Source organism: Brevibacterium sp. CT2-23B (assembly GCF_013168765.1).
In the GTDB taxonomy this organism is placed as follows: domain Bacteria; phylum Actinomycetota; class Actinomycetes; order Actinomycetales; family Brevibacteriaceae; genus Brevibacterium; species Brevibacterium sediminis.
In genome coordinates, this window is the sequence record NZ_JABBYK010000001.1 from 915,983 (window position 1) to 939,825 (window position 23,843).

Consider the following 23,843-nt stretch of genomic DNA (forward strand, 5'->3'; position numbering starts at 1 on the left):
TCACCCCGCCGCGCTTAAGCGACTGCTGTGAGATCGACCGCGCAGCCTCAGCTCTGGCGGTCGCGAGCCGCACGGTTGACGGCTGAGACGACGGCCTTGAGCGAGGCCTTCGTGATGTTCGGGTGCAGACCGGCGCCCCAGACGACGCGGTCTTCGACGGCGAGTTCGACATAGGCTGCGGCGTTGGTGTCAGCGCCGGAGCCGATGGCGTGCTCGGAGTAGTCCTGGAGTCGCACGTCGACGTCGAACTGGTCGATGAGGATCTTCACCAGCGCGTCGATCGGTCCGTTGCCGCGTCCTTCGTAGGTGCGCTCCTGACCGTCGACGATGAGGTCGACCTCGATGCGCTCCGCCGATGAGCCGCCACCGTCGACATTGCCCGATTCGGTGCGCAGACCGACGATCTGGAAGCGGCCCCATGCCTTCTCTGGGTCGTCGGCGGGCAGGTATTCGTAGTTGAAGATGCGGCGGATCTCCTCGGCGGTGACCTCGCCGCCGGCTTCGGTGTGCTGCTGCACGGCGCGGGAGAATTCGACCTGCATCCGACGCGGCAGGTCGAGTCCGTACTCGCTCTTGAGCAGGTAGGTCACTCCGCCCTTGCCGGACTGCGAGTTCACACGGATGATCGCCTCGTAGCTGCGGCCCAGGTCCTTCGGGTCGACCGGCAGGTAGGGCATGTCCCATTCCATGAGGTCGACGGGGGTGCCCTGGGCGTGCGCCTTCTTCTCACGATCGGCGAAGGCCTTGTTGATCGCGTCCTGGTGCGAGCCCGAGAACGAGGTGAAGACGAGGTCGCCGCCGTAGGGGTGACGTTCATGGACACCGATCTGGTTGCATTCGGTGACGGTGTGGATGACCTCGTCGATATCGGAGAAGTCGAGCTCCGGGTCGATGCCCTGCGTGTACAGGTTGAGAGCGACGGTGACGAGATCGAGGTTGCCGGTGCGTTCACCATTGCCGAACAGGCAGCCTTCGATGCGGTCGGCGCCGGCCATCATTCCCATCTCCGCAGCGGCCACGCCGGTGCCCCGGTCGTTGTGCGGGTGCAGGGACACGGCCACTTCGTCGCGGTAGGGCATATTGCGGCAGAACCATTCGATCTGGTCCGCGTAGGTGTTCGGTGTGCCGCGTTCGACCGTGGCCGGCAGGTTGACGACGGTCTCGCGGCCGGCTGCCGGCTGCCACATGTCGAGGACGCTGCCGACGATGTCGAGGGCGAACTCGGGTTCGGTGTCGACGAAGATCTCCGGCGAATACTGGTAGCCGAAGTCCGCGTCGGACAGCAGAGTCTCGGCGTGCTTCATCACGGCCTGAGTGCCCTGCAATGCGATATCGCGAGTCTGGTCGAAGCCGTCTCCGTCGAAGCCGAAGACGACCTTGCGGAAGACCGGCGCGGTTGCGTTGTAGAGGTGCACGGTGGGCATCTTCGCGCCGACGAGGGATTCGACAGTGCGTTCGATGAGGTCCTCACGAGCCTGCGTGAGCACGGAGATCCGGACGTCATCGGGAATCGCGTCCTGTTCGATGATCTCGCGGACGAAATCGAAGTCGACCTGGCTGGCGGCCGGGAACCCGACCTCGATCTCCTTGAAACCGAGCTTGACGAGCAGATCGAACATCTTGCGTTTGCGGTCCGGGGTCATCGGATCGATGAGCGCTTGGTTGCCGTCGCGCAGGTCGGTGCTCAGCCAGCGAGGCGCCTTGCTGATGATCTGGTCGGGCCAGGTGCGATCGCGCATATCCAGCGCGATGCGGTCCTGGAAAGACTTGTACTTGCCGAACGGCATGGGAGAAGGCTTCTGCAGTTTCATTGTTCCTCTAACTTAAGTTTCTCAGCGCTTGACCAGCATACGAGGACTCCGCGACGAGCGTGCTGTCCGTTCAGGACTCGTCGCGGCAAGGAAGGAGGAGGAACCTATGAGCCACACGATCACCGTAGTCCCCCTTCCGCGATCCGTCCGAATCCCGTCCACATCCTAAGATCGCCGACGCGGCTCCGGGCTCCTACTTGAGGAAGTCGACCGAGGCGCGGCGGACGTTGAATCCGACTCCGGTGTCGTCGGATTTGCAGGTCATGCCCTCTTCGCTGGAGGTGCAGGTCATCCCTGCCGCGGAGATCGAATCCCCGTAGCCGAGGACACGTGCCGGGCCGTTGCTCTCGGGAGCCTCGACGCAGGAGAAGCCTGAGCCTTCCTTGTTCGCCACGACGATGGAGCCCCAGTCGTCGAGCTTGCAGTCGTCGGGCTTCTCCGGTGGTGAGTACTCGTAGTCCTTGATCACGCAGCGCACTCGTTCGGAGTCGATGGTGCAGGCGATATTCCCCGACGGGGATGTGAAGGTCTCTTCGGCGACGGGAGCCTTCGAGCTGCCCGAATCGGACGGCTCGGGATCATCGGTCTGACCGATCGACGGTTCGTCCGTGGGTCCCACGGTGGTGGTGTCGTCACCCTGGGTGGAGTCCCAGACGATATAGCCGACGATGCCGAGGGCGAGGATGAGCGCGATGGCAGCGAGCACCCACAGCCACGCGGGGACCTTCTTCGTATCATTTCGCCGACCATAGGGGTCGTGCGGGCCGCCGGGATTCCCCGGTCCGCCGGGTCCTCCCGGCCCTCCCGGTCCTCCCGGTCCTCCGGGTCCTCCGGGACCGGCAGGTCCGCCCGGCGCATAGCCGGCGGCATAGGCACCGCTGTACGCGGGAGCGTGGCCCGCCTGCCCGTATCCGGGCCCCGCGGGGCGACCGGGGCCGGGCTGTGCATGATCGGGTCCCGCCGGCGACTGCACCGGCCCGGCAGCCTGCGGCTGAGATGCTGCGGCATGACCGGAAGCACCGAACTCTCCGCCCCACTGCCCCTGGTGCGGCTGAGGATCTCCCTGATGCGGGTGTGATTCGGGCTGCTGCGAATGCGGCTCGGCCCGGTGCGCGTCCGCAGGCGCCGGCTGCGAGCCGGGCAGCGGGTTCCACTGCTTCGGAGCCGAGGGAGCCTCCGCAGCGGCGATATCGTCGGAGTTCACCTTGCGCGGCGCGGCCGGCAGCCCTCCCGTCTGATATCCATCGGCGGCGGCCAGTCCGCGCAGCTCTTCGAGGCTGAGCACCTCGGTGGCATCGGTGCCGTCGGATTCGACCATCGACCGCAGCCTCTGCAGTTCTGCGGGAGTGAGTGCTTGGGTGGAGCCATCAGCGGCCGCGGACTCATCCTCGCCGATGAACAACTGGGTTGTGATCGACTCCGGAGACTCCTCGGCCGGCTTCCGACGCCCGGGGCGCGGAGGATGGTTCGGCACAGGTGGAATGCTCATGGTGTCATTTTCGCATAGTCGCTACCGGCGAGTTCTCATGCTTCGTGAGATGATGACCTCATGTCCGATGGAGTCCTCCGGCGCGCGGGAGTGCCCGCGCTTCTCGCCTGCGCTCTGCTGGTGACCGCCTGCGGCGCCGATGCCGACGACGGCACGGACGATCCCTCGGCGGCCGAGTCCGCCGGTTTCGCCGCTCCGGCACAGCAGACGAGCTTCGGTGATTTCGCAGCCCCGGCCCAGGACTCCCCCACCGGCGCCGACTCGGATTCGACTGCATCCGATCAGCCCGGCACCGAGGCGACCGGACCGGTCCACCCCGTCCCTGTCCCCGGTCTGGCGAAGGAGTTCACCGACCAGATCCCGGCAGAGACCTCGCAGGTCCTCGTCGCGACCTCGCCGACAGCCGCTTCGGAGAAGTCGAGCCTGAGCTTCTATGAGTTCACGGACAGGAAATGGAAGAAGCTCAAGACCTTCGACACCCACAACGGCTCCAAAGGATGGCTGAAGGATCGCCGCGAGGGCGATAAGACCACCCCGATCGGAGTGTTCACACTCAGCGACGCGGGCGGTTTCAAGGCGAACCCGGGCACCGACCTGCCGTACACCCAAGACAATCGTCTGCCCTCCTCGGCGACGGTGGCCTACGGGGCGGACTACGAATCGGTCTTCGACTACATCATCGCCATCGACTACAACCGCAGACCCGGCACTCCCCCGACGGACAAGACCCGACCGATGGGCTGGGACAAGGGCGGCGGAATCTGGCTGCACCTCGACCACGATTCCGGCACGAACGGCTGCGTCACCCTCGACGAGGCGGACCTCAAGTGGATCATGCGCACCATCGATCCGGACGCTCACCCGCGCATCGCTATGGGGCCGGCACCCGAAGTCAAGAAATAGCAGAGCCGAAGAAGCAGAAGAGCAGGAACCCGTGCGCCGTCTCATCCTCTCCCTCGTCCAGTCGATCAACGGATCCTTCGCCGAGAACGGCTGGTCGACCGGGGTGTCCACGGACGCCGACTTCCGGCGCTTCCTCGCCCTGCGACGCAGCGCGAATGCGATCATCGTCGACCGCCGCACCGCGCTGAATCCGCAGCTGCCCGTCATCAACGCCGCAGGCAAAACGCTGGAGCACACCCCCGTCTACGTGCTCACCGAGTCCGATCCGACGGCCCTGCAGAGCGAGCTCGACGCCCGCGGCCTCGACTATCGTGCCCAGCACTTCACAGCAGAAACGATCACCGAGGTGGCTGCCTCGCTGCCGACGGCCCCCTCCCCCGAATCGGCACCGACCGATGCGGCGGTGCTGCTGTGCGAGTCGGGTCCGAATCTCGCGTTTCGCCTGCTCGAGCATTATCCGGGCGCGGAACTGCATCTGAGCGTGAGCCCTTGCTATATCCGCACTCCCGGCAGCCACTTCTCCGGGCTCGAGGCCGAGATCGATCTGCGCCTCATCGATGTGCGCACCGAGGACGACCAGGTCTTCCTCCGCTACACCCGCGCCTGAGTCGAAGCAGTCAGCCGGCAGAGGTCCCAGCGTTCGCGTGGATCTCGGTGCTCACCCCGAAGCGATCGGGTGAGTCAAGGATCGCGGTGATACCGTCGGCCACCTCGGTGAGATGGACGGTTTCGACTCCCCCGGACAGATCATTGCGATCATCGCCGCCGATCGGAGCCATGATCCGCAGCTCGCGGAAGGCCACGCTCGTCGATTCCGCTGCGGCGACTTCGATGAGCATCTTCTGCGCGGCGCCGAAGACGCTGATCGCCCCTGACCCGGCCAGCGCTTCGACGCTGGCGACGCCGTTGAGCGCCAGGTGGACGATTCCCCGGATCGCGCTCGTCCGGTCGGTGGCCAGGGACTGCGAGATCGCACAGGCTGTGAAGTGCCCGCGCAGGTATGAGTCATAGTCCGCATCGAACTTCTCCAGACCTCGGTCGAGCACCGGTTCGTCGATGTACCACCCGCCGATGGCGGCGATGACGGCATCGACCGGCGGCAGGTCTCTGGAGGCGAGCGCCGAGGTGACCGCCTCCGGCTCGTCCACCCAGTCCGGCACAGTCACCGGTTCGTATGCCGTCTCCGTGTCCGGAGTGCGGCGGACGATGCCGGTGACTCTGTGCTGCGGACTGAGCTGCTGGGCGAGCCCGGTGCCGACGTGACCGGAGGCGCCGAAGAGGAGGATGTGCATGAGGCGAGTCTATGTCCCCTGCGTTCGGTCAGGTGAGATAGACCTTGACGCCCTGACTCTTCGTGTAGGTCATGTACCCGTGCTCGAAGTTCTGACGGATCTTGCCCGCCGAGGAGAACTGGTCCGTCTTCGGCAGTCCGAGCTTGCTGCGTTCCCAGCCGAGGGACTTCCACTTCTTGAGCATCTCGCCGCGCATCGGCTGTCCCTTCGTCGCCGACGACCACGTGATCATCCCGTTCTCGTAGTTCTGGTAGTAGGCGCTCTTGCGGTATTTGAAGGTCTTCTCATCGCTGCTGGGGTAGCCGAGGAAGCCCTTGGTGTATCCGGCGCGCTTGTACCCGTTGCGGATTCCGCCCTTGTTCAGGTGCGCCCCTGTCTTCGACGACCAGTACACGGTGCCCTTGGCGAAGCGCTGATAGGCGCCGTTCGGATTGGACAGCTTCCCTTCGAGGCTGCGGGCCTCGCCCGTCTGCGCGGAGTGCGACCGGTAGTACGTGCCGATGGCTCCCTTCACCGGATAACCACCGACATCGGACTGCATCGACTTCGCACCGGACCGGATCGATCCGAGTCGGGAGTAGAAGGCATTTCCCGGGCAGGCGGTGTAGCTCGTGTCCCGGTGGCCGGAGACCACATTGAGGCTGACCTTCCTGCCTTCGGGATACCGGCTCGTGCTTCCTCCGCCGGAGGTGAGCGTCATCTTTCCCGTCGGGTTGAAGGCGTACTGGTTGGCCTTCCACGCGATGAGCCGCTTGACCGAATTCTGGGCTGCCGTGCTCGGCGCGGACCCTGTGTAGGTGCCCAGCACGCTGATGCCGATCGTGTACGAGTTGAATCCGGAGGCGTGGGCTCCGGTCACAGACAGATCGATGCTGTCGGCACGGCCCTCGTAGATGGTTCCGTATTTGTCGACGAGGAAGTTGTACCCGAGGTCGCACCAGCCTCGTTCTTTCGTGTGGTACGCGAGGTAGCCGCGGATGATGCCCGGGGCCTGTGCCTTCGTATAGGAGTTCGATCCGGCGGTGTGGTGGATGAAGACGCCCTTCGAAGTCGACGTCTTGTCGGTGGTGCAGCGGACGAGCTTCTCGTCGGCGCCCCATTCGCGGCGGGTGACGATGTTCGCCCTCAGCTCGTGGTGGGACACCTGCGCTGTCGCCTTCTGTGCGGTGACCGAGGCGGGCTTCTTCACTGCGGCCGCGTCGGCGCCGGTGACGGGGCTTGCGACGTTGGTCACTGCGAGGTCGTTCGTGTCGGCGTTCTTCGCTGTCGCACGGATCTCCACCGAGGTGGAGTCGACCACGGGCACGGCTTCTGTCCGTCCTTCCTGAGCCGCTGCGGGGACCTGTTTGCCCTCAGCCGAGGAACGGTCAGGGCCGGCACCGTCGTCGGCCGGCAGGGTCTCCCACGAGGACCAGCCGCCGGAGTCGCGGTAGCGAAGTTCGAGACGTGGGTCGTCTCCCGTCCACTTGGCTCCGATGACATTGACTTCGGAGTCTTTGAGTTTGAGTGCTGTGACCTTTGCCGGAGTGGCCGAATACGTCTTCGTCGTCGATCCTGCGTTCCGGCTCACCTGGGGAGCGTCCGCGGAGTCCGCTGTCTTGGTCGCTGCAGGCTCCGTCGGTGTATCCGAATCGGATGATTCCTTCGTCGGCGCGGGCTGCGGCTGGCCCCCGCCGTCGAGTGACGGTGAGCCGCTGTCGCCGAGCGATGGCGCTTCGGCGGCGAGCGCGGGACCACCGGTCATCATCGACACGGTGAGCACCGCAGCCAGTGCGGGGGTGACAAGTCGGATCGGTTTCATCGGGGCTGCTTCCTCTGCAGTCTGTCCGCCTTCTGGTTATCACGGACGCCAATGGGTTCGCGTCGCCGTCGACACTGCCTTGTCGGCGCCGCAGCGTCGCAGCACTCCTGCGACACTGATGCACAGATTAATGGCATTGCCAGTTTCTGTGAAGGTGACTCGCAAGTTCTATTCAGAATTTCACCTCCTTCGGACACGGCGATGTCACACTGCCCGCTCCGACAGCCCGGCCCACTCGCGCGATACGCTGGCACTCCACATTCCCCGCGTCCCCGTCGTCGAAGGACCCATATGGCTGATCGCCGCGAACTCACTCGACTCGAGGCAGTCCTCGACGCCTTCGCCGACCGCGTTCTCCCCCGCGTCCCCGCCGGGATGCGGGAGTTCCTCGCCTTCGGAATCAAACAGGCGTGGGCGTGTCTCTTCGGTGCTCTCATGCTCTTAGCGATCATCCTCACCGCTTGGCTCTACCCCGATGATGCGGCCATCGCCCGCAACGACTTCCTCGTCATCCTCGCCGTACTCATCCAGATCGGCATGCTCGTCGCTCGCCTCGAGACCGGTCGCGAGCTCATCGTCATCATCGTCTTCCACATCGTCGGCACCGGAATGGAGATCTTCAAGACCGCCGTGGGTTCATGGAACTACGCCCCCGGCGGGGTCCTCCACATCGGCGCAGTACCGCTGTTCACCGGGTTCATGTACGCCGCCGTCGGCTCCTATATCGTCCGCGTGTACCGTCTCTTCGACTTGCGGTTCAGCCATTACCCGCCGAGGTGGCTGACCGTGATCATCGCCGCCGCCATCTACCTCAACTTCTTCACCCACCACTTCATCGTCGACCTCCGACTGCTTCTCGTCCTGGCCACCGTCATCGTCTTCTTCCGCTGCCGCATGCACTTCCATATCCATCGCAGGACACTGACGATGCCCGTGCTGCTGGCCTTCCTCCTCGTCGCCTTCTTCATCTGGGTGGCCGAGAACATCGGGACCGCGGCCGGTGCCTGGCTGTATCCGAGTCAGGACGACGGCTGGCACCTGGTGCCGCTGACGAAGCTGGTGGCCTGGTTCCTGCTCATGATGATCTCCGTCGTCCTCGTGACCTTCGTCCACAGACCCAGGCCGCCTGAGGTCCACAGACCCGAGCCTCCTGACACCTATACTTGCTGAGAACCGAAACTTCCAGGACGGCAGAAGGAGACTCATGGCGGCACCCGATGCGCAGAATGAGAAGGAATCGAGCGCATTGCTCAAGGTGCTCCGCCCAACCAGCGGTTCCAACCTGTCGGTCAGTGCTCGTGTGCTGCTGCGCGTCATCGCCGGAGTCCTCGTCCTCGCCCTCATCCTCGCCCTCGTCGGACTGTTCCTCGTCCGTCGCTCCTTCCCGACCACCGACGGCGAGATCTCGCTGCCGGGGCTCGACGCGCCGGTCACCGTCCACCGTGACGAATCGGGTGTTCCCACCATCGAGGCCGAAACCGCCCGCGACCTGTTCCTGGCTCAGGGGTTCGTCCACGCTCAGGACCGGTTCTGGGAGATGGACTTCCGCCGACACGTCACCTCGGGACGACTCTCCGAACTCTTCGGCAAATCCCAGCTGGGCACCGACATCTTCATCCGCACGCTCGGCTGGCGGAAGGTCGCCGAGCAGGAGGTGAAGAAGCTCGACAAGACGAGTCTGGGCTACTACGAGGCCTACGCGGACGGCGTCAACGCCTACCTCAAGGACAAATCCCCCACCGAGCTGTCCCTCGAATACGCCGTCCTCGGCCTCGAGACCGGCAGCACCGAGGTCGAGAAATGGACCCCGGTCGACAGCGTCGCCTGGCTCAAGGCCATGGCATGGGATCTGCGATCGAACCTCGAAGACGAGATCGACCGGTCGATCCTCAGCTCGGAGCTCACCGACGAGCAGATGAGCCACATCTATCCGGATTACCCATATGCCACGCGTCCGACGATCCTCGGCGGCAGAGCCGGCGACAAGGCACCGAAGGACCGCAGCGGCGACGACGTCGAGCAGAAGCCGCGAGTCGACGACCGTGCACGGGAGGACGATGAGGCACATGCCGGAGGCACCGTCACCGAGGCACCCCGAACAGGGAACACCGACACCGAGGCGGCCGTCCCCACCGATGATCTCCTCGAACTGCGGAATACGCTCACATCGCTGCCGCCGATGCTGGGACAGAACAGCGACGATATCGGGTCGAACTCGTGGGTGATCTCCGGGGACCACACGAACACCGGTCGACCGCTGCTGTCCAATGACCCGCACCTCGCCCCGGCGATGCCCTCGGTCTGGTACCAGGTGGGACTGCGATGCAAGAAGGTCACCGATGCCTGCCCCTTCGACGTCACCGGTTTCTCCTTCTCCGGACTGCCGGGAGTCGTCATCGGCCACAACCAGTCGATCGCCTGGGGACTGACGAACCTCGGCGCAGATGTCACCGACCTCGTCGTGGAGAAGATCCGCGACGGGAAGGTCATCCACGACGACGGAGACGAACCGCTGCAGGTGCGCAAGGAGACGATCGAGGTCGCGGGCGAGGACCCACGCGAGATCACCATCCGCTCCACCCGCAACGGCCCACTCGTGTCGAAGCTCGACGGCACGTATCGCAAAGCACTCGATGCGACGACCGGGGCGGATTCGCAGGACCCTAAGTCGGGACCGGCCGAGGAGCACTACGGTCTCGCCCTCGATTGGACGGCTCTGCGTCCGGGTACGACCGCCTCGGCGGTGTTCGCCATCAACAAGGCCACGAATTGGCAGGAGTTCCGGCACGCGGCGTCCCTGTTCGACGTGCCCTCCCAGAACCTCGTCTACGCCGATGTCGCCGGGAACATCGGCTATCAGGCCCCCGGAATGATCCCACGCCGAGGCAAGGCCGACGGCACCGTGCCCCGACGCGGGTGGAAATCCGACGAGGATTGGCAGGGCTGGGTCGACTTCGAGGATCTCCCACATCTGTACAACCCCGAACGCGGATGGATCGTCACCGCGAACAACCCGGTCGCCGCCCCCGGTGAGACAGTGCAGCTGGGTGAGGACTTCGACTACGGGGATCGCGCCCGCCGCATCACGAAACGCATCAAGGACGCGGTCGACGAGGGCCGGAAGCTGCGGCCGATGGACATGGCGGAGATCCAGAACGACGACCAGAATCCGTTCGCCGCGAAGCTCGTACCCGAAGCGGTGAAGATCCACTCCCATGGTGACGAGGACATCCTCGAGGCGAAGAAGCTGCTGAAGAGCTGGAACGGCTTCGACTCCGCGAACAGCGCGGGCGCCGCCTACTTCAATGTGCTCACGAAGACGCTGCTCGAGCAGACGATCAGCTCGAAGCTTCCCGACGGGGTGTCCCCCGCCGGCGGTTCACGGTGGTACCTCGTGCTCTCGGAACTGCTCGAAGACCCGGATTCCCAGTGGTGGTCGGGCAAGGGCGTCGAAGGTCGGGACGAGGCTCTGCGCAAGGCCATGAAGACGGCGTGGGCGGAGACGGAGGACCTGCTGGGACCGGAGCCCGTGACGTGGCGGTGGGGAATCCTGCACCGCCTGACGATCCGCAACGCCAGCCTCGGCGAATCCGGGATCACACCGGTGGAGAAGCTGTTCAACCGCGGCCCCTATGAGGTCTCCGGGGGTTCGGGCGTCGTCCATGCCACCGGGTGGGATGCCTCGGTCGGCTATGAGACGAACTGGGTGCCGTCGATGCGTCAGACGGTCGATCTGTCGAACTTCGACGCCTCGAACTGGATCAACCTCACGGGCGCGTCGGGGCATGCCTTCCACCCGCATTACGACGATCAGACGAACGATTGGGCCGCCAATGTCAATCGACCATGGCCGTACTCGAAGGAAGCCGTGGCCGCGGCGGCAGAGGACACACTCACTCTCGAGCCGTGAGAACGGGGTTTCAGTCCTTGGGCAGGATCTTCGCTTCGAGGAAGTTCGCGACATCGTCTTCCCAGCGCACCGGGTCGATGTTCCATTCCTTCGTGTGATGGGCCTTGCCGTATGAGGGCATCGTGACCAGATCCCGTCTGACACCTGCCAGCGCGTGGGAGGGGCCGGAGGGAACGAATTCGTCGTCATCGGAGTGGATGAGCAGAACCGGCACATCGAGTTCGGCTGCACGGGTCACCCAATCCATGCGATCGAGATCGAGCGGGGTCTCGAGCCCGGTGATCGGCCGTGCCCATGGCTGCGTGATCATCTCGAGCGTGAGTTTGGCGATCGGTGTCGGCAGCAGGTTCTTCTTCGCCTGCCCGTCGAGCACGTTCACCCAGTCGACGACGGGTCCGTCGAGGACCAGTGAGGTGACGAACCTGCGGTTGCGTCCGCGGGAGGCCGCCTGCAGGGCGATGGCTCCGCCCATCGACCAACCGAAGAGCACGACGTTCTTCGCTCCGTGTTCGACCGCGAAGTCGATGGCGGCGTCGACGTCGATCCATTCGGTGTCGCCGAGCCCGTAGCGAGATGTGGTCTCCACCCGCACCTCGGCGTCGTTGCGGTAAGACATCGCGATCGAGGGCACCCCGAGGGTGTTGAGCACGGGAGCGGCGCGCAGTCCCTCGGCGCGGGTGCTGGCTCGGCCGTGGATGAGGATCGCCCAAGTGTCGTGGGGTTCCGGATGGTCGGTCGGCAGCAGCCACGCGGGCAGGTCACCGGCGTCGGAGCGAATCTCGATGTCGTCGAAATTCACACCGGCAGCGATCGGATCAGGATAGACGACTCCGGTCCACCGTCCCCGCCAGGCCCGTCGGATATCGCCGCGGGTGACGGACAGGATCTCTCGGGAGACGGTGCGCGAGCGGGGATCGTACTCGACGATATCGCCGACGACGGCATGTCCCGAACCCTGGTTGAAGTAGAGACCATAGGTGCCGGGCACCGTGGTCTCCTCATCGGCGGGCAGCTGAATGCGCATATTCGGCGGAAAACCGTCGATGTGCAGGATGTCGAGTTCTTCCGGGGCATTCTCCGGAACGATGATCTTGCGGGCGAAGTAGGCGGCCAGACCCGACGACGCCACAGAGATCAGGGCACCGAGTCCGGCGCCGACGCCGATACCGGCGGCGAGCAGGCGGGCGGGGAACTTCGTGTCGCGGACCATGAAAACCTCCTGTGTTCATTGTTGCCTACGGAATGATCAGGCACCAAACGCTGTTGTGCGGAATGAGCGAGTGTCACTCGCTGTTGCGCTCACCAGGGGCGGAGATCTTCTCCTCCTCGCCGCAATCACCGTCACTGACAGAGACCGGAGGTCACGATGACTCAGTCATCAGATATCAACGCTGGAACTTCGACGAACGAGGGGGCCGCGGCTGAGGAGATCCGTTGGCAGGACGTGCTCACTCCCGAGGAGTTCGCGGTGCTCCGCCAGGGCGCGACCGAACGCCCCTTCACCGGCGAGTACAACGATGAGACGGCAGCCGGGATGTACCAGTGTCGGGCCTGCGGAGCCGACCTGTTCCCCTCCGATACGAAGTTCGCCTCGCACTGCGGATGGCCGTCGTTCTACGCGCCTCTGGCCGAGGACCGGGTCCGCTACATCCGCGACACCTCGATGGGCATGGAACGCGTCGAGGTCCGCTGCGCGAACTGCGACTCGCATATGGGCCATGTCTTCTCGGGCGAGGGCTACGGCACTCCCACCGATCAGCGCTACTGCATCAACTCGATCTCGTTGAAGCTCAACACCGACGCTGCCGACAGCTGAGGTGGCGACAGACACTCAGAGCACCGAGGCGACCGGGCTCGTCGTGAAGAACTTCGACGAGCTCCGGCCCACGGAGCTCTACGGAATTCTGCAGCTGCGCTCACGGGTCTTCGTCGTCGAACAGGAGTGCGTGTTCCTCGACCCCGACGGGGTGGACTCACTGCCGGAGACTCTGCATTTCTTCTACCCTCGACCGGCCACGGCGATGTCGGACACTCACGGCGCCGAGCATGGACGCGACCTCTCGCCATGGGCCTATGCCCGTCTGCTGCCGGCGGAGTTGCCCGACGGTCCGGCGGCCAGGCCGGGAGCACGCAGCATCAGTCGTGTCACCACCCACCCCGACGCCCGCGGGCAGGGTTGGGGCCGCCGACTGCTCAGCGACATCGTCCACGCCTGGTCGACTGCCCCGCTGACGCTCAATGCGCAGTCGCACCTCGAGGGGCTGTACTCGTCCCTCGGCTTCGCCCCGAACGGTCCGCGCTTCGACGAGGACGGGATCGAGCACACCCCGATGGAGCGCCCGGCCGGCTGACCGATCAGCTCTCGGCCTCGACCTCGGCAGCGGCGTCGACGGAGGCGATGATCTTCTGCATCACAGCGTGCAGTTCACGCACTCCGTCGACGTCCATGCCGAGCTTGGCCATCATCGTTCCGGGAATCGCCTCGGCGGTCTTGCGCAGCTCACGGCCGGTGTCGGTGAGGGTGACCTCGACGATCCGCTCGTCGCTGTCGCTGCGCGTCTTCGTGACATAGGCCAGCGCTTCGAGGCGTTTGACCAACGGGGACACAGTCGCGGGTTCGAGTCGCAACAGTCGAGCGATCTCGCGCATCGGCAGCTTCTCGTGCTGCCACAGCGCAAGCATGACCAGATACTGCGGATGCGTCAGACTGATCGGTTCGAGCACGGAGCGATACGCGCCGATCACCCCGCGGGACGCCACCGCCAGCGCGAAGCAGATCTGGCTTTCCAGCGCCAGCGGGTTGTCCAGCGGCTCCGTCGAAGCTTCGGATTCCAGCATCGTGTGTCGTCGATCCTCCGTGTCGGCAATCAGGGCGTGCATACTCTTCGAAGATTACTTAGTGCGCTAATGATTAGTGTACACTAAAGGTGAAACCTGCCCAATCCCCGCCCAAGCGGCACCTCGTCGATAGGATCCTCGCTATGTCGTCCGCCTCGCAGCCTTCCCCCGATGGTTCGAACCGGAAGCAGGACAAGATGCAGAAGAATTCGGCACGGAAGAAGAACCAGCATCCGGAGTCCCAGCGCGGAGTGGGCTGGCTCAACAACTTCTTCCGCAAGATCGTCGGGCCGGCGCAGGTCGACAACACGCGCCCGGGCGGATACTTCGAGGACGAGACGCTGCGGCACCAGCAGCTCGATGCCATGGGGTTGGAGATGCGCACCGACGCCAACGGCCATTCCTATGTGGTGAAGAAGGGCAGCAGGTAGCCGCCGGTCGCTCCCCGACCATGCACAGGGCCGCCGCACCGAATCGGTGCGGCGGCCCTTTCCCGCTGTCTCGTTCTCGCTGCCTCCGTCCCGGCCGGGTCTATGACGTTCGGTCAGCGCCAGTCGGAGATGATGTCGACGAGTTCGCGACGCGGTCCGGTGTAGAACGGAACCTCTTCGCGCACATGCAGGCGCGCCTCGGTGTTGCGCAGATCCCGCATCAGGTCGACGATGCGGTGGAGCTCGGCGGCCTCGAAGGCCAGCAGCCATTCGTAGTCGCCGAGGGCGAAGGAGGCGATCGTGTTCGCCTTGATGTCCTTGTACCCGGCGGCGGCCATACCGTGGTCGCGCAGCATCTTCGCCCGTTCGGCGGGGTCGAGGAGGTACCAGTCGTAGGACCGCACGAACGGGTACACGCAGATGTAATCGCCGGGCTCGGGATCGGTCAGCAGAGCGGGCAGGTGCGCCTTGTTGAACTCCGCCGGGCGGTGGATTCCGACGACGGACCAAACGGGTTCGAGCACTCCGCCGATCAGGCTGCGGCGGATCGCCGAGTACGCGGCCTGGACGACCTCGATTTCGGGGGCGTGGTACCAGAACATGACGTCGGCATCGGCGCGCAGGGCGGAGACGTCGTAGATTCCGCGCACGATCAGACCGCGTTCCTTCAGGGGCTCGAGAGCCGCATGCAGCTCATCGGCGAGTTCCTTACGGTCGGCATCGCCGAGTTCTCCGGCAGAGGCGAAGACGGAGTAGGCGATATACCGCGTCTGCTCGTTCGCTTCTTCGATCTGGGCGTCGGTGGGCTGAGTGTATTCGCTCATATCTGCTCCTTCTGTCTTCTTTTCATTCTGAAGTGTCACGGTGGTCGTCTGCGGGTCGGTTCAGTCTCTGGGCCGCGGCGTCCGCACGGGCGATGCAGGCGGGAATGCCGACTCCCCCATAGGCGGATCCGGCGAGTTCGAGGCCGGGCAGCGACGCGATCTCGGCGTCGATGGCGGCGATGCGTCCGGCGTGGCCGGGCAGGTACTGCGGCAGTGCCGAGTTCCAGCGCTGGACCTCCGAGCCCAGCAGCTGCGATTCCGGACGGGAGGTGATCGTCTGCCAATCGGCGAAGGCTCGTTCGACGATCTCCTCATCGGAGAACCTGCTCCAGACCTCGGGTCCGTCACCGAAGCGTCCGATGCTCATCCGCACCAGGGCCGTCCCCGCGGGGATGTGAGCAGCCGTCCACGGCCACTTGTTCGACACGAAAGTCGAGGCCTTGATGAACGTGCCCTCGGTCGCGGGGACGAGGAACCCCGAACCCTTCAGCTCGACTCCCTCAAGGTCGACGAGGGCGGCGACCAAGGCGGTGGAGGCGTAGGGAATCTCGCCGAGGCGGCTCGCCGATTCCGGGGCCACCGACGCCAGCAGCCCGGCAGTCACATGCGCGGGCGTGGCGAGGATGAGCCCATCGGATTCGAGGTCCTCCCCCTCGCCGCGGACGATCCACCTCTCGCCCTCGCGGTCGATCCCGGTGACACCGGCACCGAGGCGGACCGTCCCGCCGCCCCGCACGATCGCCTCCTGCAGGGCGGGGATGAGGCGGTTGATTCCGCCTTCGAAGCTCATGAACACCGGTTCCGGGCTCCCTGCCGACGCGGTCTGGGCGTCGCGGGCGGCGAGGAGCTGTGCGACGAGGTCGAGCACCGATGTGCCCTCGACCGCAGCGGGCAGCAGCGCGGGCACCGTTTCGGCCAGGGACAGGTCCCGGCAGCGACCGGCGTAGACGCCGCCGAGCAGCGGATCGACGAGTTCGTCGACGATGGCGCCGCCGATGCGCTCGGACAGGAAGTCCCCCAGCGAGACGTCATCACCCTCGATCGGCGGGGTGATCCGTTCGGCCGCCAAGCGAGCGGCCGCCTCGGCGCCGATGAGGGATTCGACCTCTGCCGCTTCGGCGGGCACCCCCATGATCGTCCGTTTGGGAATCGCGTGCAGGTCTCCCCTGCTGAGCACCTGCGAACTGTGCTGAGTCGAGGGAAACACCGAGTCGAGGCCGAGTTCGGCGGCCAGGCTCTTGGTCTCCGGACGCCGGTTGAGGCTCGCTTCGGCTCCCGAGTCGATGCCCACAGGCACGGCACCATCAAGCGTGGTCGGCCTCAGGCAGCCGCCGAGGCGGTCACCTGATTCCAGCACTGTGACTTGGTGCTCGGCGGAGAGACGATAGGCGGCGACGAGGCCGGAGATCCCTCCTCCGACGACGGTGATCCGAGTCATTCGATCAGCCGCGGCTGCCGAGGATCTCGGCCGAGACGCGGTGGACGAGGTCGACGACGCGTCCGGGCACTTCGGGGTCGGTGTCGGGCAGGACGCCGTGGCCGAGGTTGAAGACGAATCCGCGTTCGAGTTCGAGTCCCTTGCGCACGATCGCCTCGACGCGGGCGGACAGCGCTTCCCACGGAGCGAAGAGCAGGGCCGGGTCCAGGTTGCCCTGGAGTGCCTGACCGGGATTGACGCGAGTGGCGGCATCAGCCAGGTCGACGCGGAAGTCGACGCCGACGGTCGTCGATCCGGCCTGTGCCATGGAGCCGAGCAGCTCACCGGTCTGCACGCCGAAGTGGACGCTGGGCACGTCGTGTCCGGACAATGCGTCGAAGACTGCGGTGGAGTGTTCGAGGACATGGTCCTCGTAGTCCTCCCGAGCGAGATAGCCGGCCCAGGAGTCGAAGAGCTGGAAGGCCTTGGCACCGGCGTTCAGCTGCACGTCGATGAAGGTCGCCGACATCGTCGCGAGCTTGCTCAGCAGGGCCGAGAACGCCTCGGGGTCGGAGACCATGAGCGACTTCGTCTTCTCGTGGTTCTTACTCGGCCCACCTTCGATGAGGTAGCTGGCCAGGGTGAACGGAGCACCGGCGAAGCCGATGAGCGGGGTGGCTTCGCCGAGTTCGGCGGTCACCCGCTGGACCGATTCGGTGATGTCCGGAATGTCGGCGGCGTCGAGATCAGGCAGGGCGTCGATATCGGCGCGGGAGCGCACCGGGGAGGCGATGACCGGGCCGACGCCGGGAACGATCTCTACATCGACTCCGGCGGCCTGGAGCGGGACGACGATATCGGAGAAGAAGATGGCCGCGTCGACGCCGTGGCGGCGGACCGGCTGGAGGGTGATCTCGGAGACCATCTCGGGGTCGCGGCAGGCATCGAGCATCTGAGTGCCTTCGCGCAGCTTGCGGTACTCAGGCAGGGAGCGGCCGGCCTGCCGCATGAACCAGACGGGAGTGTGTGAAACCGGCTCCGAACGCAGGGCAGCCAACAGGGGTGATGTCATGGGGCCATCTTCCCATTCTTCGATCGCTCATGCCCACTCGCCGGCGGTTTCAAGACGGGCCGTCTTGCCGTCTCAGCATTCGGCCGAGGACACGGTCCGACGGATTGTCCGCGGCCGCCTCGGCGTGGATGATTCCTCTGTCCCCGCGGCTGCTCTATCGTGGCAACTGTGGTCAACACCTCACCTCTCAATCGCATTCCGGCGGAGTTCTCCGCCGTGACGTCGGTGCTGCGTCAGGCGCGCAGCACGAACAACGTGTCGATTTCCGAGATTCCGGCCCCGGCCAAGCTGGCCCCGTACTCCTATGCTCTCGGCGCCGAGGTCAGCGCCGATGAGACGTTCCTGCGGGCCAGCGGCGAGACCATCGACGAACTCGCCACCGGCCGTATCGTCGTCCTCTTCGATCCCGCCGCCCCGGAGGAGTGGGAAGGCTCCTTCCGGGTCGTCTCCTATATCCGCGCCGAACTCGAACACGAACTCGGCAATGAGACGATGCTCGGGCATGTGGCATGGAGCTGGCTCGAAGATGCCCTCGATGCCAACGACTGCCAGGTGCTCGCCGCCGGCGGGACGACCACTCGGGTGCTGTCCGAGAGCTTCGGCACCTTGGCCGATCGCCCGGCCACGATAGACTTGGAGCTGCGCGCCTCGTGGACACCCGTGATTGACGAGCCGGATCTGATCGGCAATCACTTCGAGGCCTGGATCGATCTGCTCAGCACAGTCGCCGGACTGCCACCACTTCCTGAAGGAGTCACAGCCCTGCCCGGGCGCCGTCGATGACATCTGAACTACCGCTTTTGGAAACACCCGCGAACGGCATCCCCGACGTCGTCGATACCCCGGAGGACCTCTCCTCCTCGATTGCCAGTCTGGCAGCCGCCAACGGTCCGATCGCCGTCGATGCCGAACGTGCTTCCGGCATCAGATACGGACAGCGCGCCTTCCTCGTTCAGCTGCGCCGGGAGGGTGCGGGCACCTTCCTCCTCGATTCCGAGACGCTCGGTGATCTCAGCGACCTCAACTCGGCTCTCGGAACTGATGAGTGGGTCATCCATTCGGTGACGCAGGATCTGCCGTGCCTGCAGGAGCGCGGAATGCGCCCGGCGGCTCTGTTCGACACCGAGCTGGCCGCCAGGCTGCTCGGATGGGAGAAGTTCGGTCTGGCCGCGGTCGCCGAACGCACCCTCGGGGTGCGTCTGGCGAAGGAGCATTCGGCCGCCGATTGGTCGACGCGTCCGCTGCCGAAGGAGTGGCTGAACTATGCCGCCCTCGACGTCGAAGTGCTCCTGCCGATCCGCGACATCCTCCACCAGCAGCTTCTCGACTCGGACCGGTGGGAGTTTGCGCAGCAGGAGTTCGCGCACCTGCTCGATTTCACGCCGAAGCACTTCGATGAGCCGTGGCGACGCACGCATGGACTGTCGAAGATCCGGTCCCGCCGCGACATCGCCCGGGTCCGTGAGCTCTGGCAGGCCCGGGATTCCATGGCCCGTGAGGCCGATCTGGCTCCCACGAAGATCCTGCGTGATCGTGAGCTCGTCGCCCTCGCCCAATCCGGTGTGAAGTCCAGCGACGATATCTTGGCTCAGTGGCGCAGACTCTCCCGCGCCGAGGCGGCCCGACTCTTCCGTGCCTACCGCAAGGCCTCCCGTTTGGGGGCCGAAGAGCTGCCGGGACGGTCCGAGCGCGGACGGTCGAAACGCAGCGCATTCAACCCGGCGGAGCTCAAAGAGCGGGTGGCGGCGCTCAAGGCCGCGATGTCGGAGCTCTCCGAAGAGCTGACGATCCCCCACGATGTACTCCTCCAGCCGGCAATCGTGAAGTCCCTGGCCGCGGAGTCGAGCGTCGACGTCGAAGGCTACCTCGCCGAGGCGGGAGCCCGACCCTGGCAGATCGAGCTCAGTGCCCCCGTGCTGAAGAAGACCCTGGCCGGGCTCCCCCAGGCCTGAACTCACGCTCAAGTCCCGCGGCGTCGGGCCTCCGTCGCCCCTGAGCGCATGGACTCACACCGCGCGGCGGGAACTCTGAGCGGCTCGATCGGCCACCTCGGCAGGCAGGGCCTTGAGGATTTCGGACACGATCGTGTCGACGTCGAGGCCCACCTCGGCGAGGATCTCTTCACGTGTCCCCTGCGGCAGGAACTCATCGGGCACGCCGAGTTCGAGCACCCCGATCCGCGAATCGGCTTCGCGCAGGTCGGAGCGGATCTGAGAACCCACACCGCCGATCTTCACCCCGTCTTCGATGACGGTCACCAGACTGTGGTCAGCCGCGAGGTCGATGACGGATGCGGGCACTGGCAGCACCCATCTGGGGTCGACGATTGTGGAGGTGATCCCGCGGCCTTCCAGCATGTCAGCGACTTGCCCGGCCAACCTGGCGAACGGTCCGACGGAGACGATGAGCACATCGGCGGTGGCCTCTGCGGACGATTCCCGGAGGATGTCGACGCCGTCGTCGAGCCGCCTCAGCGCCGGGATATCGGCTCCGACGCTGCCGCGGGGAAATCTCACCACGGTCGGGGCGTCCGAGACGGTGACGGCTTCGCGCAGCTCTTCGGTCAGCCGTGCGGCGTCGCGGGGTGCGGCGAGGCGCAGTCCGGGGACGACGCGCAGCATCGCGATGTCCCAAATTCCGTGGTGGCTGGCTCCGTCGGGGCCGGTGATGCCGGCGCGATCGAGGACGAAGGTGACGCCCTGGCGGTGGAGGGCGACGTCCATGAGCACTTGGTCGAAGGCGCGGGAGAGGAACGTGGAGTAGATGCACACGACGGGGTGGAGTCCGCCGTAGGACAGGCCCGCCGCCGAGGCGACCACATGCTGTTCGGCGATGCCGACGTCGAAGACGCGGTCGGGGAACTCCTCGGCGAATTTCGCCAGCCCCACGGGCAGGAGCATGGCGGCGGTGATGGCGACGATGTCTTCGCGTTCCTCGGCGAGTGCGCAGATCTCGGTGCCGAACACGGAGGTCCATGACGTCGATTTCGACGGCGTCGATCTCCCGGTGACGGGGTCGATGACGCCGACGGAGTGGAACTGGTCGGCGTCGTCGTTGACAGCCGGGTCGAATCCGTGGCCCTTCTGTGTGATCATGTGGACGATGATGGGGCCGCCGTCGAACTGTTTGGCCAGTTGGAGGGCCTTGTCGACCGAGGGCAGGTCGTGTCCGTCGACGGGGCCCAAGTATTTGATGCCGAGTTCGTCGAACATTCCGGTCTCGGGTGGGCTGACCATGTCCTTGAGACCGCGTTTGACGCCGTGAATGGCGCTGTAGGCGGCGCGGCCGGGTCGGCCGGATTGGCGGAGTGTCTCCTTGCCCCAGGTGAGCAGCCTCTCGTAGCTCGAGGTGGTGCGCAGTTCGTCGAGATGGACGGCGAATCCGCCGACGGTCGGGGCGTAGGAGCGGCCGTTGTCGTTGACGACGATGACCAGCCGCCTCGGCGGGGTGGAGGTGTCGGCGGCGATGGTGTTGAGAGCTTCCCAGGCCATTCCCCCGGTCAGGGCTCCGTCGCCGATGACGGCGACGACGTGACGGTCTCGCTCACCGGAGAGCTGGCGAGCCTTGGCGATGCCGTCGGCCCAGGACAGGGAGGCCGAGGCGTGGGAGTTCTCGACGACGTCGTGCTCGCTCTCGCGCCGGCTCGGGTAGCCGGAGAGGCCGTCGCGCTGCCGCAGGGTGGGGAACTCCTCGCGGCGGCCGGTGAGCAGTTTGTGCACATATGTCTGGTGGCCGACGTCGAAGATGATCGTGTCGCGCGGCGAGTCGAAGGTGCGGTGGAGGCCAATGGTCAGTTCGACGACTCCGAGGTTGGGGCCCAGATGTCCGCCCGTGCCGGACACGGTCGTGATGAGGTAGTCGCGGATCTCTTTGGCCAGCACTTCGCATTCGCCAGCCGAGAGTCGACGCAGATCGGCAGGCGAGCCGAGGGATTCGAGAAAGGTCATGCGGCCTCAGTTCTGACGACATCGTTGGCGGACAGATTCCATCCGCCCCATCCTATCGCTCACAGATGCGTCCCTCACCCTTCGCGACATATCTCCGCGCTGCAGTACCCCTCAGCCTTCTCGCTGCACCGCCTCGGCGCAGTATCCCTCAGCTTTCCCGCTGCACCTCCCCGCGGCACACCACCCCTCAGCCTTCTGGTCACACCGCCTCGGCGCCGGCAATTCGCACCATAGCGAACGCACCACTCACCGTTCGTGGCACACCACCCCGTCGCAGCACGGTGTTGAGCGACTGCCGATGAGTGATGGTCGCATTTGCGCCCACCCCCACTCACGCCGAGGTGGCCGACCACCAGCGCACGGATTCCTGAGGACGTGCTCGCGCATTCCGACAATCCCGCACGACAGCGACCGTCCCTCACCTTTCGCCGCACAGCGCACCGCTGCAACGAGGCGATTTGCCACGAACGGTGACGGATTCCTTGGCAGCAGTGTGTTTTGCCACGAACGGTGACGGAAGCCGAACTGCGTGGAGGACGTGACGCGAACGGTGAGGGATACTCGATCAACGAACGGCACCGTCACACGCGCCCGGGCACGACGAAAGCCGGTGGGAACAATCCCACCGGCCTTCGTTGTGCTCCAGCTCAGCGCTTCAGCGCGAACCGACTGCCGCAAGTCGGAGACTCACAGCACCTCAGCGTCTCCTGCGATCAGGCTTCTGCGAGCTGACGTAGAACGTACTGAGACATGCTTCGATGACCAAGCTTGCCGAAATTGGAATGCCTGCTTTACAAAAGTGCAGGTCAGGGGCTTATCGGCCGTTCAAATATCGCTTCCGCTCAGTTGGTGAAGCACCTACGTCGACGTCCTGCGGTAGCGACAGTTATACAGAAACCAGCGGTTCACTCGCATTCTCCAGCACGAGCCGAATGACAAGAGTCCTTCGTAACCAATGCCGACAACGGACCATTCCACCTGAAATCGTCGACGACTCCCGCCTCAGCTGACGGACAACTTGGACCAAAAGGATCGTCCTCGACCTCAGCTAGTCCACACCGACTCCACCATTCGACCTTTAATAAGGGTAGCGATGCCCCAGCCGCACAAGTATCCCGAAGCATTAATCAACAATCATGTGCAGCCTTCCCCTACTAGCCGGGGCGAACAAACGATTGGGGATGTGCAACGCTGGGCTGGGTGAAACACACACGCGGAGTCGAAACCCTCAACGCCCGCCTGTTTCTTGTCGGGCCGAGGATCGCACATCTGAGCTGAAAGCTAGATCCTCCAAGGTTGGCCGGGTAACCTAGCCTACTCTCTATCGCTCTGACCTCGTTCTGCCCCGGCCGTGTCACGACGGCGGAGAATCCCAACCATCCGCTCCCGAAGTGACCTGATGCCAATCCTCATAGCCAGCACCCGTTGCGAGAACATTGCTGGCATAACCATCAAGGGCGGGACCCGGGTGTCCCAAAATACAGGCCCGGGCCCGCCTTGATCGTGCCATGCAACTCGCACACAAATGTCACTGATGTAAGAGATCTGATCGAATCCGGCCAGGTCTGTACGCTCTGAATTGAGCCATGCTTTTCCATCCAGAAAACCAATCCCCCGGTCGAAATCGAGCTCTCCCCCGAGCCGCATTGCCCGATATGCCAGAGTCGCCGACTGTTGCCTCATAGGCATGACTGCCACGTCAACCAGAGGCCCACCTTCGAGGAACTGTACAAATACAGCAGGGGGAGAAAAGCCACCGTCCGCCATCCAGCACCCGGTGGCCTTTATGAAGTACTTCCCGAGATCGCGCACTGACTCTTGCCAATCCGGCCCATAGACATCGGCCCAGTCAATTTGTTTTGCGTGGCTGAGACTTCGCGCATGCTCCCAAACGTACTTCGCATATTTGTCGTATGCCTCATCGAATGGTTGGCTTCGGGCGTTATTGCACTCGCGACACAACGTCTTTCCAAACTTGACGGCGCTGCTCTTCACACTCGGCACAGACCAAAGTTCTTGCCCGTCCCGACCAAGATAAAGTCCGTCTTCTCCCCACATTTGGCGAAGAAGACTTGCTTTGTGTTTGTGCTCTCGACTGTCAGCAGCTC

Annotated in this window: 19 protein-coding genes; 9 read left to right on the forward strand and 10 right to left on the reverse strand. The window is 64.9% G+C overall.

Annotated elements, in window-relative coordinates:
* Positions 1-47: 47 nt before the first annotated feature.
* Complete coding sequence (gene leuA / locus HIM68_RS04260; protein WP_172169836.1) at positions 48-1,811, reverse strand: 2-isopropylmalate synthase; 1,764 nt, start codon at positions 1,809-1,811, stop codon at positions 48-50.
* A gap of 193 nt (positions 1,812-2,004) precedes the next feature.
* Positions 2,005-3,300 carry a DUF6636 domain-containing protein gene (locus HIM68_RS18790; protein WP_216656723.1) on the reverse strand — a complete coding sequence of 432 codons (1,296 nt, stop codon included), beginning with the start codon at positions 3,298-3,300 and terminating at the stop codon, positions 2,005-2,007.
* A 60-nt stretch (positions 3,301-3,360) separates the two neighbouring features.
* On the opposite strand from HIM68_RS18790, the gene HIM68_RS04275 reads away from it, so the two are divergent.
* Positions 3,361-4,203, forward strand: a complete 843-nt coding sequence (locus tag HIM68_RS04275) for a L,D-transpeptidase family protein (RefSeq protein WP_172169842.1) — start codon at positions 3,361-3,363, stop codon at positions 4,201-4,203.
* 31 nt (positions 4,204-4,234) lie between these two features.
* A complete protein-coding gene (locus HIM68_RS04280) occupies positions 4,235-4,810 on the forward strand; it encodes a hypothetical protein (RefSeq protein ID WP_172169845.1) in 576 nt (191 codons plus the stop codon).
* Positions 4,811-4,820: 10 nt separating this feature from the next.
* Here HIM68_RS04280 and HIM68_RS04285 read toward each other — a convergent pair whose 3' ends face one another.
* Positions 4,821-5,495 carry an NAD(P)-dependent oxidoreductase gene (locus HIM68_RS04285; RefSeq protein ID WP_172169848.1) on the reverse strand — a complete coding sequence of 225 codons (675 nt, stop codon included), beginning with the start codon at positions 5,493-5,495 and terminating at the stop codon, positions 4,821-4,823.
* Between the two features lie 28 nt (positions 5,496-5,523).
* Positions 5,524-7,296 (reverse strand): N-acetylmuramoyl-L-alanine amidase, encoded by a 1,773-nt coding sequence (locus tag HIM68_RS04290; RefSeq protein WP_139908174.1) that lies wholly within the window; start codon positions 7,294-7,296, stop codon positions 5,524-5,526.
* Positions 7,297-7,587: 291 nt separating this feature from the next.
* On the opposite strand from HIM68_RS04290, the gene HIM68_RS04295 reads away from it, so the two are divergent.
* Positions 7,588-8,466 carry a DUF817 domain-containing protein gene (locus HIM68_RS04295; protein WP_139908175.1) on the forward strand — a complete coding sequence of 293 codons (879 nt, stop codon included), beginning with the start codon at positions 7,588-7,590 and terminating at the stop codon, positions 8,464-8,466.
* 34 nt (positions 8,467-8,500) lie between these two features.
* Entirely contained in the window at positions 8,501-11,206 is a 2,706-nt protein-coding gene (locus HIM68_RS04300) for a penicillin acylase family protein (protein ID WP_172169851.1), read from the forward strand.
* Between the two features lie 10 nt (positions 11,207-11,216).
* Here HIM68_RS04300 and HIM68_RS04305 read toward each other — a convergent pair whose 3' ends face one another.
* Entirely contained in the window at positions 11,217-12,416 is a 1,200-nt protein-coding gene (locus HIM68_RS04305) for a S9 family peptidase (RefSeq protein ID WP_139469807.1), read from the reverse strand.
* 156 nt (positions 12,417-12,572) lie between these two features.
* Here HIM68_RS04305 and msrB point away from each other — a divergent pair, with 156 nt between their 5' ends.
* Together msrB and HIM68_RS04315 are read left to right on the forward strand one after the other, a co-directional pair.
* Positions 12,573-13,022, forward strand: coding sequence for a peptide-methionine (R)-S-oxide reductase MsrB (msrB, locus tag HIM68_RS04310; protein ID WP_139908177.1), 450 nt, complete (start codon positions 12,573-12,575; stop codon positions 13,020-13,022).
* Between the two features lies 1 nt (position 13,023).
* Entirely contained in the window at positions 13,024-13,557 is a 534-nt protein-coding gene (locus tag HIM68_RS04315; protein ID WP_172169854.1) for a GNAT family N-acetyltransferase, read from the forward strand.
* Positions 13,558-13,561: 4 nt separating this feature from the next.
* Here HIM68_RS04315 and HIM68_RS04320 read toward each other — a convergent pair whose 3' ends face one another.
* Positions 13,562-14,086 (reverse strand): MarR family transcriptional regulator, encoded by a 525-nt coding sequence (locus tag HIM68_RS04320; protein ID WP_310650272.1) that lies wholly within the window; start codon positions 14,084-14,086, stop codon positions 13,562-13,564.
* Between the two features lie 101 nt (positions 14,087-14,187).
* Between HIM68_RS04320 and HIM68_RS04325 the strand changes: the two genes are divergently transcribed.
* Complete coding sequence (locus tag HIM68_RS04325; RefSeq protein WP_253903703.1) at positions 14,188-14,475, forward strand: hypothetical protein; 288 nt, start codon at positions 14,188-14,190, stop codon at positions 14,473-14,475.
* Between the two features lie 113 nt (positions 14,476-14,588).
* On the opposite strand, the gene hemQ is transcribed toward HIM68_RS04325, so the two are convergent.
* From hemQ to hemE, 3 genes are read right to left on the reverse strand one after another with little or no spacing between them, the layout of a single operon-like run.
* A complete protein-coding gene (gene hemQ, locus HIM68_RS04330) occupies positions 14,589-15,299 on the reverse strand; it encodes a hydrogen peroxide-dependent heme synthase (RefSeq protein WP_139908180.1) in 711 nt (236 codons plus the stop codon).
* A 22-nt stretch (positions 15,300-15,321) separates the two neighbouring features.
* Complete coding sequence (hemG, locus tag HIM68_RS04335) at positions 15,322-16,737, reverse strand: protoporphyrinogen oxidase (RefSeq protein WP_172169856.1); 1,416 nt, start codon at positions 16,735-16,737, stop codon at positions 15,322-15,324.
* 4 nt (positions 16,738-16,741) lie between these two features.
* Positions 16,742-17,788 (reverse strand): uroporphyrinogen decarboxylase, encoded by a 1,047-nt coding sequence (hemE, locus tag HIM68_RS04340; protein WP_172169858.1) that lies wholly within the window; start codon positions 17,786-17,788, stop codon positions 16,742-16,744.
* 168 nt (positions 17,789-17,956) lie between these two features.
* On the opposite strand from hemE, the gene HIM68_RS04345 reads away from it, so the two are divergent.
* The gene (locus HIM68_RS04345) at positions 17,957-18,571 is read left to right on the forward strand and encodes a DUF3000 domain-containing protein (RefSeq protein ID WP_172169860.1); all 615 of its coding nucleotides are present in this window, start codon (positions 17,957-17,959) and stop codon (positions 18,569-18,571) included.
* Positions 18,572-18,588: 17 nt separating this feature from the next.
* On the forward strand, positions 18,589-19,740 hold the full coding sequence (locus HIM68_RS04350; protein WP_253903704.1) for an HRDC domain-containing protein: 1,152 nt from the start codon (positions 18,589-18,591) through the stop codon (positions 19,738-19,740).
* 54 nt (positions 19,741-19,794) lie between these two features.
* On the opposite strand, the gene dxs is transcribed toward HIM68_RS04350, so the two are convergent.
* A complete protein-coding gene (gene dxs, locus HIM68_RS04355) occupies positions 19,795-21,735 on the reverse strand; it encodes a 1-deoxy-D-xylulose-5-phosphate synthase (RefSeq protein WP_172169864.1) in 1,941 nt (646 codons plus the stop codon).
* Between the last annotated feature and the right edge of the window lie 2,108 nt (positions 21,736-23,843).